Here is a 15,934-nt window from a genome sequence, read left to right as displayed (position 1 = left end):
GGTGTGGTGGAGCAAGTCAGCGGGTGGCGCAAGCTCGCGGCGGGGATCGCCGCAGAACGTGACACCGTCGACGCAGCGGCGGAAGGCGCCGCCAGACAGCTCCTCGGCCGAGTGGCCTCCCCCGGGACCGGAGCCACCACCCCATGGCGCGCACTTCAGGTCTCGCCGTCCGATGTCGGCCTGGTGACCTCCCTGGCCTGCCGCCAGGCTCTTCCGGCTCTCACGACCAATGCCCGGCAGGGCATCCACCAGTTGACCAACGACGCCGGCCGGGCGCTGACGGCCGTCCGGGCGCTGTTCGGCGCCCGCCGGATATGGTCGAGCAAAAGCCGCAAGGACGAAGCAGGGCAAGCTGCGACATACCTGATATCCCTCCACGAGCGGGCTACCAGCACCCGGCTCGTCACCGAGCTGGAAGGCCTGGCAGCATGGGACAGGAAGGCTGTCCCCCCAACCGGGATCTCGGCCATCCTCGATGACACGGTCGGCTTCGCCCAGCTCCTCGGCGGCCGAGCCGAACTCGTCGAGCGGCATGAACTGGACGTCACCAGGACCGCGATCAGCGCGATCGATCAGGCCCTACAACGCGAGGACGAGTTCAGAACGGCAGTCAATACCGCCGCCGATGCCGTCCGACAGGCCGAGACTCGCAAGCTGGTCACCGAAATGCCCGTTGAGCGGCTCAAGGACGCGACCAGCGGCCAACTGCGCATCACGGCGCTGCTCGATGCCGGGATCCGGAACGTGCAACAGGTCCTCGACCAGAAATCACGGATTCGATCGTTCCCCGGAGTCGGTGAGACGACGGGCAACCGGATGGTCGGCGCCGCACGCACCATCTGGCAGACCACGCTGGACGAGATGCCGGTCCGGATCGACATCAAGAACCGGTCCCGCGACACCACCAAGCTCCTCAAGGCGATGCGGGCTTGGGCCGCGGCACGCTCGATCCACAGCGCGACAGCCGACCTCGCTGCCGCCGACGCGGTTCGGCCGCTCCTCCAAAGCCTTGATTCCAAGACCTCCCACGTGGTTCTCGTCCCCCAGGCTCGGACCGTCGCCGAGTTGCGTACCGCGCTGGTGGCCGTACAGCGCCGCGGGGCGATGCTCAACGACGGGGACGACGCCGCAGGCGGTGATCCCTGGGAGGATTTCATCGCCCGCCCGGCCGACTACTACGCGATGCTCGCGGAGCTCGGATTCCTGGCCGACGACGCCGAGAAGAGCCACGGCGACCTACCGACCGAAATCGTCGACGCGGTCAGGGAACTCAAGCTCGACACCAGCCGTCTGAAGGCGTCCCTTCGTGGATACCAGTCATTCGGTGCCCGCTTCGCGATCGTGCAACGGAAGGTCATCATCGGCGACGAGATGGGCCTGGGAAAGACGGTCGAGTCACTCGCCGTACTCACCCACTTGCGCGCCAAGGGCTCCTCCCACTTCCTGGTCGTGTGTCCAGCCGCTGTCGTGACCAACTGGGTGCGCGAAGTCCGGGCCAAGTCCGATCTGCGCGCGTATCGCCTGCACGGGCCCGGTCGCGACGACGCGCTGAAGTCCTGGATCCGAAACGGTGGAGTCGCGATCACCACCTACGACATCCTCGGCTGGCTGGAAGGCCGGATCCCCGAAGGCGTCGAGCTTGCGTGCCTGGTGTTCGACGAAGCGCACTACATCAAGAATCCGGACGCCCAGCGAACCCGGCGCTCCACGGCCCTGATCAAGAGCGCGGAGCGAGCGATCCTACTGACCGGCACCCCGCTGGAGAACCGGATCGAGGAATTCCGCAATCTCGTCGGCTACCTCCGGCCTGACCTGTCGGTCAGTGCCTCGGAAATCGCTCCTCGCCAGTTCCGGAAGCAGGTGGCACCGGCCTACCTGCGGCGCAATCAGGAAGATGTCCTCACCGAGCTCCCGGAGCGGTTCGAAGTCGACGAGTGGATGCCGATGTCCAGCGCCGACGAGCAGCACTACCGAGCGGCTGTCATCGAGGGCAACTTCATGGCCATGCGCCAGGCCGCGCTACGAGCCGGCGCCAAGTCCGAGAAGATGCGGCGCCTCATCGACATCGTCCAGGAGGCAGAGGACAACGAGCGCAAGGTGCTGGTCTTCTCATACTTCCGTGACGTCCTCGACGAAGTGGCGTCGGTCCTTCCGGGGAAGGTGTTCGGGCCCCTTACCGGCTCCGTTCCCGCCGCGAGGCGACAGAGCATGGTTGATGAGTTCTCCCAAGCCCACCACGGGGCAGTCCTCGTCGCGCAGATCGTGGCAGGCGGCGTCGGTCTGAACATTCAGTCGGCATCGGTCGTCGTGATCTGCGAGCCCCAGCTCAAGCCGACGACCGAATGGCAAGCCATCGGCCGCTCCCACAGGATGGGGCAGCTGGAGTCGGTACAGGTACATCGCCTGCTCTCCGAAGAGGGCGTCGACCAGCGCATCATCGAGATCCTGGCGCGCAAGAACCAACTCTTCGCGGAGTTTGCCCGCGTCTCTGAAACCGCCGACAGCGCCCCGGAAGCGTTCGATATCACAGACGCTGAGCTGGCGCGGGAGATCGTGGCGGCCGAGCGCGAGCGCCTCCTCAGCGGCGGCTGAAGGACGCGAGACACGGAGCCGGCCACAGTCGGCCTATCCACAGGGTCGGTGGCGCCCGAGGCCTCCCAGTCGTCCGCCCAGCCGACAGTGTGCGCGCCGACTGAGGCGGCGGCAGTGAACACGTTCTGCCGCTGACGCTCCGCGGACGACGTCGCCGGCTTTACGGGCGGCACGGCCCCCGCGAACGATCTTGGTCAGCCGAGGAAGCTCAGCCGCACCTGACGGTTCGGGTTGTCCTTGTTCGTGTCCACCAGGCACACCGACTGCCAGGTCCCGAGTTCCAGGCGGCCGCCGATGACCGGCAGGGTCGCGTGGGGGGCGACGAAGGCCGGAAGGACGTGGTCGCGGCCGTGGCCGGGGCTGCCGTGGCGGTGCTGCCAGCGGTCGTCGCCCGGCAGCAGCGTATGGAGGACGGCGAGCAGGTCGTCGTCGCTGCCGGCGCCCGTCTCGAGGACGGCCACACCGGCCGTGGCATGGGGCACGAAGACGTTCAGGAGGCCGTCCCTGCCGCCCGCCACCTCACGGAGAAAGGCCTCGCAGTCCCGGGTGAGATCGAGGACCGTCTCGGTGGAACCGGAGGTGATGTCCAGGACGCGGGTGCTGAAGGAATCGGGCATGTCTCCATCCTCGCCCATGCACGCGTGCCCGCATCCGGCCGACCGTCCGCCCGGTGGTACCGAGGGTCCAGTCCGCGAGACACCGTTGACCGGGCGCGGGCCCGCTGGCTACGTTCACCGGCATGTCGCGTTCAGTCCTGCTCACCACGCGCGGTCATGTCGACCTGCTGCGGGTGGCCTCCGCCGCGTGTTGTCGCCGCGGCCTCTGACGCTCTCTTCGCCTTTCTCCCTCCTCGCCTTCGTGCGCCCTTCCGCACCCGTCACGTGCCTCTGACGCAGGGGCGCCCAGGCGTGTCCCTTCACGGTCGCTCACCTCCTCAGGGAGCACTCTTGAGCATCAGCCAGGCACCACCCGGCACCCCGTCACCCGACATCTCGGTCGAGTCCCGGGCCGAGAACGTCCCGCCCGAGCTCGAATCCCTCGTCCCCGCCTCAGCCCGACGCGCCCGGGTCCCCCGCTGGCTGCGCCGCGCCCTGGGGCTGGTCCTGTTGCTCGCCGTCTGGCAACTCCTCAGCGCCACAGGCGCGTTGCCCTCCGATGTACTCGCTCCGCCCGGCCGGATCGTACGGGTCGCCGGTGATCTCGTCGCCGACGGTTCACTGCCCTCGGCGATGGCCACCTCACTGCAACGGGTCGCGGTCGGACTGCTGATCGGCGCTCTCGTCGGCACCGGACTCGCGCTGGTCTCCGGCCTGTTCCGCATCGGCGAGGACCTCGTGGACCCCGCCCTCCAGATGCTCAGGACGGTCCCGTTCGTGGGGCTGATCCCGCTGTTCATCATCTGGTTCGGCATCGGCGAGGCCCCCAAGACCGCGATCATCGCTCTCGGCGTGACGTTCCCGCTCTATCTCAACATCTACGCCGGCATCCGCGGAGTGGACGCCCGGCTGATCGAGGCGGGCGAGTCGCTCGGCCTCTCGCGCCGGGGGCTGGTCCGGCATGTGGTCCTGCCGGGTGCGCTGCCCGGCGCGATGACGGGCCTGCGCTTCTCCCTCGGCATCGCCTGGCTCGCGCTGGTGTTCGCCGAGCAGATCAACGCGGACACGGGGATCGGCTTCCTCATGGTGCAGGCCCGTGACTTTCTGCGGACCGATGTGATCGTGGTCTGTCTGATCGTCTATGCCTTCCTCGGTCTGCTCGCCGACTTCGTGGTCCGCTCCCTCGAAAGGCTGTTGCTGCGATGGCGACCGACATTCACGGGCCGGTGACCGGCGGGGAGACGACCCCGGCACCTGTCGTACGAGTCGAGGGGCTCACCCGCTCCTTCGACGGGCGGGCCGTTCTCGACCGCCTCCGACTCGAGGTGCGACCGGGCGAGTTCGTGGCCCTGCTGGGCCGCAGCGGCTGCGGCAAGTCCACGCTGCTGCGCATACTCGCCGGCCTGGACCGGGAGATCGAGGGCACCGTTCTCGTCCCGCGCCGCAGGGCGGTGGCCTTCCAGACACCCCGTCTGATGCCGTGGAAGAAGGTGTGGCGCAATGTGCTGCTCGGCCTGCCCGGCAAGCCCGGACGGGGCGTCGCGGAACGGGTGTTGGACGAGGTGGGGCTCGGCCGTCGCACCAACGCCTGGCCGAGGACGCTCTCCGGCGGTGAGGCGCAGCGTGTCTCCCTGGCCCGTGCCCTGGTGCGCGAGCCCGATCTGCTGCTGCTCGACGAGCCGTTCGGCGCGCTGGACGCGCTCACCCGGATCAAGGCCCAGCGCCTGGTCGGTGAGGTGTGGCAGCGCCGTGGTTGTGCTGTGCTCCTGGTCACGCACGACGTCGAGGAGGCGGTGCTGCTCGCCGACCGCGTCCTGGTGATGGACGGCGGTGTCATCGCCCATGAGACGACGGTCGGCCTGGACCGCCCGCGCGACATCATCGGGCCCGCCTTCGCCGAGCTGCGCGCCGGGCTTCTGGAGCGTCTCGGTGTGGCATCGGTCTCCGAGGCGGCCTGAACACTCGCCTCGCCCTGCTGCGCCGATTCCCGGTGCGCAAGCCCCCATTCCAAGGACACGAACGGATCCGCCATGCGACGACGACTGGTCCCGACCACCCTGCTGGCCCTGTCCCTGCTGTCCCTCTCCCTGCTGCTCACGGCCTGCGGAGCCGACTCCGCGGCCGGTGCCGCGACCCGTGGCGGCACCGACGGCCGGGGCTCGCTCACCCTCGACGTCGGTGACCAGAAGGGCGGCTCGGAGGCCGTCCTGCACGCCGCTGGGGAACTGGACCATCTCGACTACACGATCAAGTGGTCCACCTTCACCTCCGGACCCCCGCTGCTGGAGGCCGTCAACGCCGGGGCCGTCGACATCGGGGGCGTCGGCAACACGCCGCCGGTCTTCGCGGCGGGCGCCGGCTCGAAGATCACGGTGGTGGCCGCCTGGCACGGCACCTCCAAGGGCGACGCCATCCTCGTACCGAAGGACTCGGAACTGACCGCACCCTCGCAGCTCAAGGGCAGGTCCATCGCCGTCGCCCAGGGTTCGTCCGCGCACTACCAGCTGATCGCCTCGCTGGAGAAGGCCGGGCTGAAGCTCAGCGATGTGAAGGTGAAACACCTTCAGCCGGCCGATGCGCTGGCCGCGTTCACCGGCGGCAAGGTGGACGCCTGGGCGGTCTGGGACCCGTACACCTCCCAGGTCCTGCAGGCCGGGCAGGGCCGGGTGCTCACGACCGGCGACGGCATCACCAACGGGCTCTCCTTCCAGGTGGCGGCGCCGAGTTCCCTGAAGGACAAGAGGAAGGCCGCCGCCGTCAAGGACTATCTGGGGCGGCTGCGACGGGCCCAGGACTGGGTCCATGCGCACCCCGAGGCATGGGCCGAGGTGTGGGCGAAGGACACCGGTCTGCCGTACGAGGTGGCGCTGGCTTCGGTGAGACGCACCAACGCCTCCCGGGTGGCGGTCGCCGTGGACCAGCCGCTGATCGACTCCGAGCAGCAGATCGCGGACACCTTCGTCGCCCTCGGGCTCATCCCGCGCACGGTGGATTTCGCCGCCTTCGTCACCACCCGGTTCAACGGGAACCTGCCGCCCTCGACCTCCGCGCCCCGTATCGCGAAGGAGTCCTGACATGACCGTCCGCGTCCACTGGTTCCTGCCCACGGGCGGGGACGGGCGCACCCTGGTGGACCGCCATGCGTACGCGCCCGATGAACTCGGCGGCGCCTCGCGGGTCCGGGGGGTGCGTCCGCCGGACATCGAGTATCTGACCCAGATCTGCTGAACGTGTTTCCTCCCCCCGGGCCGCCGGCTCCGCTCGAGGAGGGCTGGAGATGTATCCGAATCTCTGGGCGGGCGTGGGGCTGGTGCGGGGCGGCGCGGGCACGGCGCTCGTCGGCAGCCATGCGGAGGTCGGGGCGTACTGGTTCGGGGAGGGCGTGATCCCTGAGCGGGCGGCCCGGGGGCTGCTCCAGGCACCGGCGACGGAAAGTGGCGCCCCGCTCCTGGTCGCGGGCGGGCGCTGACCGCCGGGGAAGATCCCTGGCGCCGGTGTGGTTGGTGGAAGCGTGAACGACATCGGGGTACATGACGGAGTACGTGACGTCGACGTGGTCGTCACAGGCGCTGGTCAGGCCGGACTGTCCAGCGCCTATCACCTGCGGCGCACCGGTTTCCGGCCGGACCGCGACTTCGTGGTGCTCGACCGCTCCCCCGCTCCCGGGGGCGCCTGGCAGTTCCGCTGGCCCTCGCTGACCTACGGCAAGGTGCACGGGATGCATGCGCTGCCCGGTATGGAGCTGACGGACGCGGATCCGGCGCGTGAGTCGTCCGAGGTCATCGGCGCGTATTTCGACGCCTACGAGCGCGCCTTCGATCTGCGGGTGCGGCGGCCCGTGGATGTGCGGGCCGTGCGCGAGGGCGATGACGGGCGGCTGCTCGTGGAGACGTCGGCCGGGGCCTGGACCGCACGGGCGCTGATCAATGCGACGGGCACCTGGGACCGGCCGTTCCGACCCCGTTACCCCGGTCAGGAGACCTTCCGGGGGCGGCAGCTGCACACCGCGGAGTATCCCGGGCCGGAGAAGTTCGCCGGGCAGCGGGTGGTGGTGGTCGGCGGGGGTGCGTCCGGTACCCAGCATCTGATGGAGATCGCCCCGTACGCCGCCGCGACGACCTGGGTGACCAGGCGTCCGCCGGTGTTCCGTGAGGGCCCGTTCACCGAGGAGGTGGGGCGGGCGGCCGTGGCGCTCGTGGAGGAACGGGTGCGGCGGGGACTGCCGCCTCAGAGTGTGGTCTCGGTGACCGGGCTGCCGCTCAGCGACGCGGTCCGGCAGGCCGTCGCGGACGGTGTTCTGGACCGGCAGCCGATGTTCGATCGGATCGTGCCGGACGGCGTGGAGTGGGACGACGGGCGGCATGTGGACGCCGATGTGATCCTGTGGGCCACCGGCTTCCGGGCGGCGATCGGCCATCTCGCGCCGCTTCGGCTGCGTGAACCGGGCGGGGGTGTCCGGGTCGAGGGCACCCGGGTGGTCTCCGACCCGCGGATCCATCTGGTCGGCTACGGCCCTTCGGCGAGCACCATCGGCGCCAACCGGGCAGGACGTGCCGCCGTACGGGACATCCGGCGGCTCCTGGTCGGCGGACCGGACCGGGAGAACGTGGAGAACGTCGCCTGAGCCCCGTGCCGCTCGTGTCGCCACCTGACCCCACGGTCCCGGGCTCGCTCTCCTCGCCACCGGGTCTCGCCGTCCGGGCTGTCAGCTCGACGGCGAGCTCCCCGCACGCAGCCGGTTGAACTCCGCGACATTGCGCAGATGCTCCTCGTAGGTCGCCGAGAACCTGGTGTCGCCGGGCTTGACCGTGACGAAGTACAGCCAGTCGCCGGGTGTCGGGTTCAGCACGGCGCGCAGCGCCTCGGTGCCCGGGCTGGCGATCGGCGTCGGTGGCAGGCCCATGTGTCGGTAGGTGTTGTAGGGGCTGTCGATCTTTGTGTCGGCCACGCTGGTGTCCAGGGTGAACCGGTCCTTCGCATAGTTGAGGGTGGCGTCCATCTGCAGTGGCATGTCCCGCTCCATGCGGTTGAGGATGACCCGGGCCACCTTGCGCATGTCCTCGCCGGTGGCCGCCTCGGACTGCACGATGCTCGCCATGGTGACGGTCTGGTAGCCGCTCATGGCGTTGCGCTGGGCGCCCGCGGTGAGCGAGCCGAGGCTGAATCTCTTGTTCGCGGTGTCGACCATGTACCGCAGTACGGACTCGGGACTCGCCTTCCGGCGGATCGGATAGGTGGCCGGGAAGAGATAGCCCTCGGGGTTGCCCTGGGCGGCGGCCGGCAGCGGGAGATGGGCCTTGACCAGAGACTTCATGGTGGAGCCCGGCGGGAGGTCGAGGGCCTTGTCGACGGCCCGGTAGATCTGGCCGGCGCGCCAGCCCTCCGGGATGACGAGGGAGATGTACCGGTTCTCCTCGTTCCTCTGCAGCATCAGCAGCGGAACCGCGACGGCGGTGGCCGCCACGACGGCTCCGATCACAACAAGAGTGGCCCGCCTCCGGCGTGTTCCACGGGGGGTCTGTTTCCCTGACGGAGTGTTGGTCTGCATGCGGGAACGATAACCCGAAAAACATAATAATTCCGACATCTCGTCATCTTGCGGTCTCCAGTCGGGCATCCCGTCGGACCAGGGCCGCATAGCGTCCGCCCAGCTCCAACAGCTCCTCGTGGGTGCCCCGTTCGACCGCGCGCCCGGAGTCGAGGACGACGATCTGGTCGGCGCCCCGGACGGTGGACAACCGGTGGGCGATGGTGAGCGTCGTACGGTTGGCGGACAGGGCGTCGATGGCCTCCTGGACGGCGTGCTCGGTACGGGTGTCCAGTGCGCTGGTCGCCTCGTCGAGGATGAGGACCGGCGGGTCGCGCAGAATGGTGCGCGCGATGGCCAGCCGCTGCTTCTCCCCGCCCGAGAAGCGGTGACCGCGCTCGCCGACGACCGTGTCGTACCCGTCGGGCAGGGATGCGATGTGGTCGTGGATCTGGGCCGCCCTCGCCGCCGCGTGCAGCTCCTCGTCCGTGGCGTCCGGCTTGGCGAAGCGCAGATTGTCGGCGACCGAGGCATGGAAGAGATAGGTCTCCTGGGAGACCACTCCGACCGCGCGGGCGAGCGTGTCGAAGTCGAGGTCCCGTACGTCGACGCCGTCGAGCACGACCCGGCCGCCCGTCACGTCGTACAGCCGCGGCACCAGGTAGCTGAGCGTGGACTTCCCCGAGCCGGTGGGGCCGACCACGGCGAGGCTGCCGCCGGCCGGAACGGTGATGTCGATGTCCTCGAGTATCGGGGCGCTGTCGAGGTCGTAGTGGAACTCGACGCCCTCGAAGCGGATCTCGCCCTTGACCTCGTCGAGATGGACCGGGTCGGCGGGCTCGTTGATGTCGATGGGCAGGTCGAGGTACTCGAAGATGCGCTGGAAGAGCGCCAGCGAGGTCTGGATCTGGACGCCGGTGGACAGCAGGCTGACCGTCGGCCGGAACAGGCCCTGCTGCAGCGAGACGAACGCCACGAGCGTACCGATGGAGACGGACTGGCCGCCCAGCTGGAGCGCCATGCCGGCGGCCCAGTAGATGACGGCGGGCATGGCGGCCATGACGATGGTGATCACGGCCATGCGCCAGCGGCCGGCCATGTTCGACCTCACCTCCAGGTCGACGAGGCTCTCGGACTCGCCCGCGAAGGACTTGGTGAGCGAGTCGGCGCGGCCCATGGTGCGGCCGAGCAGGATGCCGCTGACGGAGAGGGACTCGGTGACCGTGGCGGCCATGACCGCCATCTGCTTCTGGCGCTGGGTGGCGATCTTCCTGCGCTCGTTGCCGACGCGACGGCTGATCCAGACGAACAGCGGCAGCAGAAGCAACGAGACGACGGTGAGCCGCCAGTCGAGAGCGATCATCGCGACGACGGTGGCGATCACGCTCGTGAGATTGGAGACCAGGGAGGTCGCGGTGGAGGTGACCGTCGCCTGCATACCGCCGATGTCATTGGCGATACGGGACTGGACCTCGCCGGTGCGGGTGCGGGTGAAGAAAGCGAGGGACATCCGCTGCAGCCGCCCGTAGACAGCGGTCCGCAGGTCGTGCATGACGCGCTGGCCGACCGTGGTGGAGATCAGGGTCTGCAGCACGCCGAAGACGCTGTTGACGACGGCGCTCAGGATCATGCCGAGCGCCAGCAGGCTCAGCAGTCCGGTGCGGCCCTGCGGGATGGCGACGTCCAGGGTCTCCCGCAGCAGGAACGGGGTGACGACGGAGACCAGCGAGGAGGCGCCGACCAGCAGGCCGACGACCGCGAGCCGGCCGCGGTAGGGCTTGAAGAGCCTCAGGATGCGGCGCACCTGCGGCGGCTGCTCCGGCGAACCGCCGGGTGACGGGGTCCAGGTGGATCGATCGGGACGCATGAGCTCCTACGGGGGTGAGGTGGCGGCACGGGGAATCCGATGCCGCCGGCCGCGGGACGACGGCGGCGGAACGATGTCCGACGGAGTCTAGCTCATTGTTACCTATATTCACAATGAGCCTGGTCCTGATAGTGTGCGCGCATGACCACCCCCGACCCCGACGGCCTGCTCGCCGAGCAACTGCTGCGGTTCACCCGGCGTGTGCACCGCATCCAGAAGCGTCATCTGGAGCAGCGCGATCTGGGCATCACCCCGGCCCAGTCCCGGCTGCTGCGCACCCTCGTGCACTTCGGATCACCGCCGCGCATGGCGGATCTCGCCGAGCGTCTGGAGGTGGTGCCACGAGCGGTGACGACTCTGGTCGACGGTCTCGAGGCGAGCGGCAGGGTGCGCCGGGTGCCCGATCCCGCCAACCGCCGGGTGACAAGGATCGAGGTGACCGACGAGGGCTGGACGGCGCTGCGCGAGTTGCGCCGGGCACGCAGGACCGCGGCCGAGGAGATCCTCGCTCCGCTGACTGAGGAACAGCGCGAGATACTCGGGGGCCTGCTCGACACCCTGATCGACGGCGGTGACCTCCCCGGCGCGACCGGCCGGGAACGTCCCTCGGGCCGACCGGAGCACCCTTGAGGGCGAACCGCGGCGAACGTCGGCCGTCGGGGCACTAACCCATCAAACGCGCACGGTCTCCCATCACCACCACCGGACGCCGGTCCGGGTCGAGCGTGCGCAGCAGGTACTCCATACCGGACGCGGGCAGAGTGACACAGGCGGCCGTGCCGTCACCGTGGTCGAGATGCAGCCAGATGCCGCCGCCCTTCCGCTGTCCGAGCGGCCGGGTCGGATCGTTCGGCGGGGTGCCCCTGACCCGGTTGTAGTCGATGGCGATGACGTAGTAGAAGTCCCTCCGGTGCGCCTCGCCCCAGCTCCCCGGCACCTCATAGGACCGGCCCTGGTCATAGGGGAGGCGGGTTCCGGGGTCCGGAAGGACGCCTCCCGCGTCGCTGAGCGTGAACACACCCACCGGGCTGCGCAGATCGTTCTCCTGATGGTCCGCCGCCCAGCCCCGCCTCCCGTTGTGCCCTCGCCAGCGCCCGAGCGCGACCCAGGAGGAGCCCTCCTTCACATAGAACACCGCTGTGGAGTCCGGCGAGTTCTCGCCGTCGCCGTACACCACCAGGGCCTGACCGCTGCCGGACGGAACACTCCGTCGGATCCGCTCACCGACTCCCGGAATGCGGCCCCTGTCGGCCATGGGAGCCGGGGCCGGCGGTCGAGCGGCCCGGCCGCTCGACGCGGTACCGCGCGGCCGGCGGTGTTCTTCATCGGGTGAACTCGCGCACGCGGAGAGGGACATCAGGAGCACACCGCAGGCCGCCGTCACGGCCCACGAGCGCCCCGCGCCGTACACTCCGCCCGTCCACATGAGACATATAGTCACATCATATTTCGTGCTATTACGGCATACGCCTGCTCTGTTCGCGTGTCGGCAGCAAGGGCCGATTCTTGTCGCGCGGTCCGGAAAACCGGTTGCCTCCGGCCGCGATCAACGCGACCCTGTCACGGTTTGTTATGGACACTCGCGGACGGCCGCGGGCCCGGCCCCGGCTCAGCACCGCCCCGCGACCCGGTCCATCCCTGACACGAGCCACTGGGACGTCATGCAGATTCAAGACCTTCCGTATTCCGACCCCGGCGTGCCGGACACACGTTCAGGGCCCCGGTTCCTCTGGTGGCTCGGCCGGAACCAGCTGGGCGGACAATGCAGGGCCCTCCTCTGGGGGCTGTTGCACTTCCTGTCCGTCTGCGGGCTGCCCTTCTGCGTCGGACTCGCCGTCCAGGCCGTCGTCGAACGCTCGGGCGCACGGCTCGTCCAGACCGGCGGGCTGCTCCTGCTGTGCGGGGCGGGCATCGCGCTGGGCGACACCATGCTGCACCGCGCCGCGGTCACCAACTGGATCACCGCCGCCGCACGCGTCCAGCAGCTTCTGGCCCGCAGAACGGCGATGCTGGGCTCCGCCCTGACCCGGCGAGTCGCGGCCGGTGAGGTCGTCGCGGTGTCCACCGGAGACGTCGAGAAGATCGGCTGGTTCGTGGAGGCCGTCTCCCGCTTCGGCGCGGCCGCACTGACCGTGGTGGCGGTCTGCGTCGGGCTCGTCGTGTACCAGCCCGCGCTGGGCGTGGTCGTCGCGGTGGGAGTTCCGGTGCTGGCGCTGGCCGTGCTGCCGCTGCTGCCCCGCGCGACCCGGCGGGCCGACGTCCAGCGGCAGAAGGCCGGCCGGGCCACCGAACTGGCCTCGGACACCGTCGCGGGCCTCAGGGTGCTGCGCGGCATCGGCGGTGAGGAACTGTTCCTCGACCGGTACCGCAGGGCCTCGCAGGAGGTCCGCACCGCGGCGGTGCGCAGCGCCCGGATGTGGTCGCTGATCGCGGGGATCCAGGTGCTGCTGCCGGGACTGCTGATGATCGCGGTCGTCTGGCGGGGCGTGCACCTGGCCCAGGAGGGCCGGATCGCCGTCGGTGAACTGGTCACCGTGTACAGCGCGGTCATGCTGCTCACCTACCCTCTTCGGCACTTCGAAGAGATCGCCATGGCCTACTCCTTCTCCCGGCCGTCGGCCCAGCGCGCGGCCCGTGTGCTGTCGCTGGATCGCGCCACGGACGCCGCGGGCTCCCGCGACGGGCATCTGCCGGACGGGGACCTGTACGACCCCCTCACCGGACTGCTCGCACCCTCCGGTCTGCTCACCGCGGTGGTCTGCGGCGACCCCGACGCAGCGGGCGTGCTCGCCGAACGGCTGGGCGGACACCCCGCCGAGAAGAGCGCCTCGGTGCTCCTGGGCGACGTCCCCCTGGACGAACTGCCGCTCGATGCGGCCCGGACCGCCGTCCTCGTCCAGGACAAGGACCCGGTGCTGCTGTCCGGCTCGCTGCGCGCACTGCTCGACGTCCCCTCCTCGGGCGAGGTCGGTGCCGAGGAGGCGCTGGCGGCGGCGCAGTGCGGCGACGTCCTGGACGCGCTGACGCAGGCGGCACCGGAGGCCGGGGACCCCTTGGACGCACGGATCACCGAACGCGGCCGTTCCCTGTCCGGCGGACAGCGCCAGCGGCTCGCCCTGGCCCGTTCACTGATCACAGACCCGCAGGTGCTGGTGCTGGACGAGCCGACGTCCGCCGTCGACTCGCACACCGAGGCACGGATCGCGGAGGGGATCAGAAAGCTGCGGACGGGCCGCACAACGGTCGTGTTCACCTCCTCGCCGCTGCTTCTGGACCGCGCCGACCGGGTCGTGCTGGTGCACGAGGGCGAGGTCGCGGCGGTGGGGCTGCACCGCAAGCTGGTGCACGACGACCCCCGGTACCGCGAGGTCGTCACCCGCGAGACCGAGGACGAAGACGACGGGCACGGAGCCGGGGCCGGGTCCGGGTCCGGGTCCGGGTCCGAGGACAAGGCCGCCGCACGGAACGGAGCGGTGGCCGAAGGCGTACTGGCCGGACTGGAAGAGATCGAGGAGACCGCATGATCGGCGTGGCGCCACCGGTGTACGACCCGGCGGCCCCGACGGTGGCGAACACCCTGCCCGTCGGCGCCCCCGCGACCGTGCGCGGCTATGTGAGCGAACTGTTCCATCGGCATCGGCGGGCCTTTGTGCTGCTGATCGCCGTGAACACGGTGTCGGTCATCGCCTCGATGGCGGGCCCCTATCTGCTGGGCGGGCTGGTCGAGCGCGTGTCGGAGGGGGCCCGGGAGCTTCATCTGGAGCGCACCGCCGCACTGTTCGTCCTCGCCCTCGTCGTCCAGGCCGTGTTCGTCCGGCTGGTGCGGCTGAAGGGCGCCGTGCTCGGTGAGCGGATGCTCGCCGATCTGCGCGAGGACTTCCTCGTGCGGTCGGTGAAGCTCCCGCCGGGCGTCCTGGAGCGGGCCGGGACCGGTGATCTGCTGTCCCGGATCACCACCGACATCGACCGGCTCGCCAACGCGATGCGTGAGGCCGTGCCGCAGCTGTCGATCGGTGTGGTGTGGGCCCTGCTGCTGCTCGGCGGACTGACCGTCACGGCCCCGCCGCTCGCTCCGGCCGTGCTCGTCGCGGTACCGCTGCTGGTGATCGGCTGCCGCTGGTACTTCAAACGCGCCCCGTCGGCGTACCGCTCCGAAGCCGCCGGATACGCCGCCGTGGCCGCCGCTCTCACCGAGACCGTGGACGCCGGACGGACCGTGGAGGCGCACCGTCTCGGCGACCGGCGCATCGCGCTCTCCGACCGGCGGGTCGAGCAGTGGACGGCCTGGGAACGCTACACGCTGTGGCTGCGCTCGGTGCTCTTCCCGGTGGTCAGCATCACTCATGTCACGGTCCTGTCCTCGGTTCTGATGATCGGCGGGATGTTCGTCCTGCAGGGCTGGATCGGTGTCGGCCAGCTGACCACCGGTGCGCTCATCGCGCAGATGCTGGTCGACCCGGTGGGCCTGATCCTGCGCTGGTACGACGAGCTGCAGGTCGCCCAGGTGTCACTGGCCCGGCTGGTCGGAGTCCGCGACATCGCGCCGGACGAGGGCAATGCGTCACTGGCGCCGAAGGGCCGTGATGTCGAGGCGGACGAAGTCCGCTTCGGTTACCGCGCAGGAGTCGATGTGCTGCACCGGGTCTCCCTGGAGGTGGCGCCCGGCACCCGGCTGGCCCTGGTGGGACCGTCAGGTGCGGGCAAGTCCACACTGGGCCGGCTGCTCGCCGGGATCTATGCGCCCCGGGCCGGCCGGATCACCCTCGGTGGCGCGGAACTTTCCCGGATGCCCGCCGAGCGCGTCCGCTCCCATGTGGCCCTGGTCAACCAGGAGCACCATGTGTTCGTGGGCTCCCTGCGCGACAACCTGCTGCTGGCGCTCCCCCACTCCCGGCTGCAGGCGGACGGCGGCACCCCCGCCGACACCGTCGACACCGAACTGTGGGCCGCGCTGGCCGCGGTGGACGCGGACGGCTGGGCGCGCGCCCTGGACGACGGGCTGGACACCGAGGTGGGGTCCGGCAGTCTGGCCCTGACTCCGGCGCAGGCGCAGCAGATCGCGCTCGCCCGGCTGGTGCTCGCCGACCCGCACACCCTGGTCCTGGACGAGGCGACCTCCCTCCTCGATCCTCGCGCGGCCCGTCATCTGGAACGCTCCCTGGCCCGTGTCCTGGACGGCCGCACGGTCGTCGCCATCGCGCACCGGCTGCACACCGCGCACGACGCCGACCTGATCGCCGTCGTGGAGAACGGGCGGATCAGCGAGCTGGGCAGCCATGACCAGCTGGTCGCCGCGGACGGGGCGTATGCGGCGCTGTGGCGGTCCTGGCACGGCTGACGCGGCCCGCCGGA

At 70.1% G+C, this 15,934-nt stretch carries 13 protein-coding genes and 2 pseudogenes; 11 read left to right on the top strand and 4 right to left on the bottom strand.

Annotated elements, in window-relative coordinates; genetic code table 11:
* Nucleotides 1-3 precede the first annotated feature (3 nt).
* On the top strand, nt 4-2,592 hold the full coding sequence (locus tag CP978_RS31205) for a DEAD/DEAH box helicase (protein ID WP_079162416.1): 2,589 nt from the start codon (nt 4-6) through the stop codon (nt 2,590-2,592).
* A gap of 194 nt (nt 2,593-2,786) precedes the next feature.
* On the opposite strand, the gene CP978_RS31195 is transcribed toward CP978_RS31205, so the two are convergent.
* Complete coding sequence (locus tag CP978_RS31195; protein ID WP_043446444.1) at nt 2,787-3,209, bottom strand: YjbQ family protein; 423 nt, start codon at nt 3,207-3,209, stop codon at nt 2,787-2,789.
* Between the two features lie 122 nt (nt 3,210-3,331).
* Here CP978_RS31195 and CP978_RS36490 point away from each other — a divergent pair, with 122 nt between their 5' ends.
* The 7 genes and pseudogenes from CP978_RS36490 to CP978_RS31165 all read left to right on the top strand — a co-directional run bounded on the left by CP978_RS36490 (nt 3,332) and on the right by CP978_RS31165 (nt 7,812).
* Nucleotides 3,332-3,418, top strand: coding sequence for a putative leader peptide (locus CP978_RS36490; protein ID WP_359862571.1), 87 nt, complete (start codon nt 3,332-3,334; stop codon nt 3,416-3,418).
* 121 nt (nt 3,419-3,539) lie between these two features.
* On the top strand, nt 3,540-4,418 hold the full coding sequence (locus CP978_RS31190) for an ABC transporter permease (protein WP_043446440.1): 879 nt from the start codon (nt 3,540-3,542) through the stop codon (nt 4,416-4,418).
* Complete coding sequence (locus tag CP978_RS31185) at nt 4,391-5,146, top strand: ABC transporter ATP-binding protein (RefSeq protein ID WP_043446438.1); 756 nt, start codon at nt 4,391-4,393, stop codon at nt 5,144-5,146. Before CP978_RS31190 ends, CP978_RS31185 begins: the two co-directional genes overlap by 28 nt.
* A gap of 72 nt (nt 5,147-5,218) precedes the next feature.
* Nucleotides 5,219-6,262 carry an ABC transporter substrate-binding protein gene (locus tag CP978_RS31180; RefSeq protein ID WP_043446435.1) on the top strand — a complete coding sequence of 348 codons (1,044 nt, stop codon included), beginning with the start codon at nt 5,219-5,221 and terminating at the stop codon, nt 6,260-6,262.
* Between the two features lies 1 nt (nt 6,263).
* Nucleotides 6,264-6,410 (top strand): annotated as a pseudogene (locus tag CP978_RS31175) (alkanesulfonate monooxygenase); the annotation flags it as partial.
* 31 nt (nt 6,411-6,441) lie between these two features.
* Nucleotides 6,442-6,657 (top strand): annotated as a pseudogene (locus CP978_RS31170) (alkanesulfonate monooxygenase); the annotation flags it as partial.
* A 42-nt stretch (nt 6,658-6,699) separates the two neighbouring features.
* Complete coding sequence (locus tag CP978_RS31165; RefSeq protein ID WP_079162415.1) at nt 6,700-7,812, top strand: NAD(P)-binding domain-containing protein; 1,113 nt, start codon at nt 6,700-6,702, stop codon at nt 7,810-7,812.
* A gap of 81 nt (nt 7,813-7,893) precedes the next feature.
* On the opposite strand, the gene mltG is transcribed toward CP978_RS31165, so the two are convergent.
* A complete protein-coding gene (gene mltG / locus CP978_RS31160) occupies nt 7,894-8,736 on the bottom strand; it encodes an endolytic transglycosylase MltG (protein ID WP_043446430.1) in 843 nt (280 codons plus the stop codon).
* 43 nt (nt 8,737-8,779) lie between these two features.
* Nucleotides 8,780-10,582 carry an ABC transporter ATP-binding protein gene (locus tag CP978_RS31155; protein ID WP_043446427.1) on the bottom strand — a complete coding sequence of 601 codons (1,803 nt, stop codon included), beginning with the start codon at nt 10,580-10,582 and terminating at the stop codon, nt 8,780-8,782.
* Nucleotides 10,583-10,723: 141 nt separating this feature from the next.
* Here CP978_RS31155 and CP978_RS31150 point away from each other — a divergent pair, with 141 nt between their 5' ends.
* On the top strand, nt 10,724-11,212 hold the full coding sequence (locus tag CP978_RS31150; protein WP_043446424.1) for a MarR family winged helix-turn-helix transcriptional regulator: 489 nt from the start codon (nt 10,724-10,726) through the stop codon (nt 11,210-11,212).
* A gap of 34 nt (nt 11,213-11,246) precedes the next feature.
* Here the strand turns inward: CP978_RS31150 and CP978_RS31145 are convergent, their stop codons facing one another.
* A complete protein-coding gene (locus CP978_RS31145) occupies nt 11,247-11,837 on the bottom strand; it encodes a L,D-transpeptidase family protein (RefSeq protein WP_311775055.1) in 591 nt (196 codons plus the stop codon).
* A 406-nt stretch (nt 11,838-12,243) separates the two neighbouring features.
* On the opposite strand from CP978_RS31145, the gene CP978_RS31140 reads away from it, so the two are divergent.
* Both CP978_RS31140 and CP978_RS31135 read left to right on the top strand, forming a co-directional pair.
* The gene (locus tag CP978_RS31140; RefSeq protein ID WP_043446422.1) at nt 12,244-14,106 is read left to right on the top strand and encodes an ABC transporter transmembrane domain-containing protein; all 1,863 of its coding nucleotides are present in this window, start codon (nt 12,244-12,246) and stop codon (nt 14,104-14,106) included.
* Complete coding sequence (locus CP978_RS31135) at nt 14,103-15,920, top strand: ABC transporter ATP-binding protein (protein ID WP_043446419.1); 1,818 nt, start codon at nt 14,103-14,105, stop codon at nt 15,918-15,920. Before CP978_RS31140 ends, CP978_RS31135 begins: the two co-directional genes overlap by 4 nt.
* The last annotated feature ends 14 nt before the right edge of the window (nt 15,921-15,934 follow it).

It is taken from the genome of Streptomyces nodosus (assembly GCF_008704995.1).
In the GTDB taxonomy this organism is placed as follows: domain Bacteria; phylum Actinomycetota; class Actinomycetes; order Streptomycetales; family Streptomycetaceae; genus Streptomyces; species Streptomyces nodosus.
The sequence above is the reverse complement of the archived record's forward strand: the minus strand, read 5'-3'. Positions and strand labels throughout refer to the sequence as shown.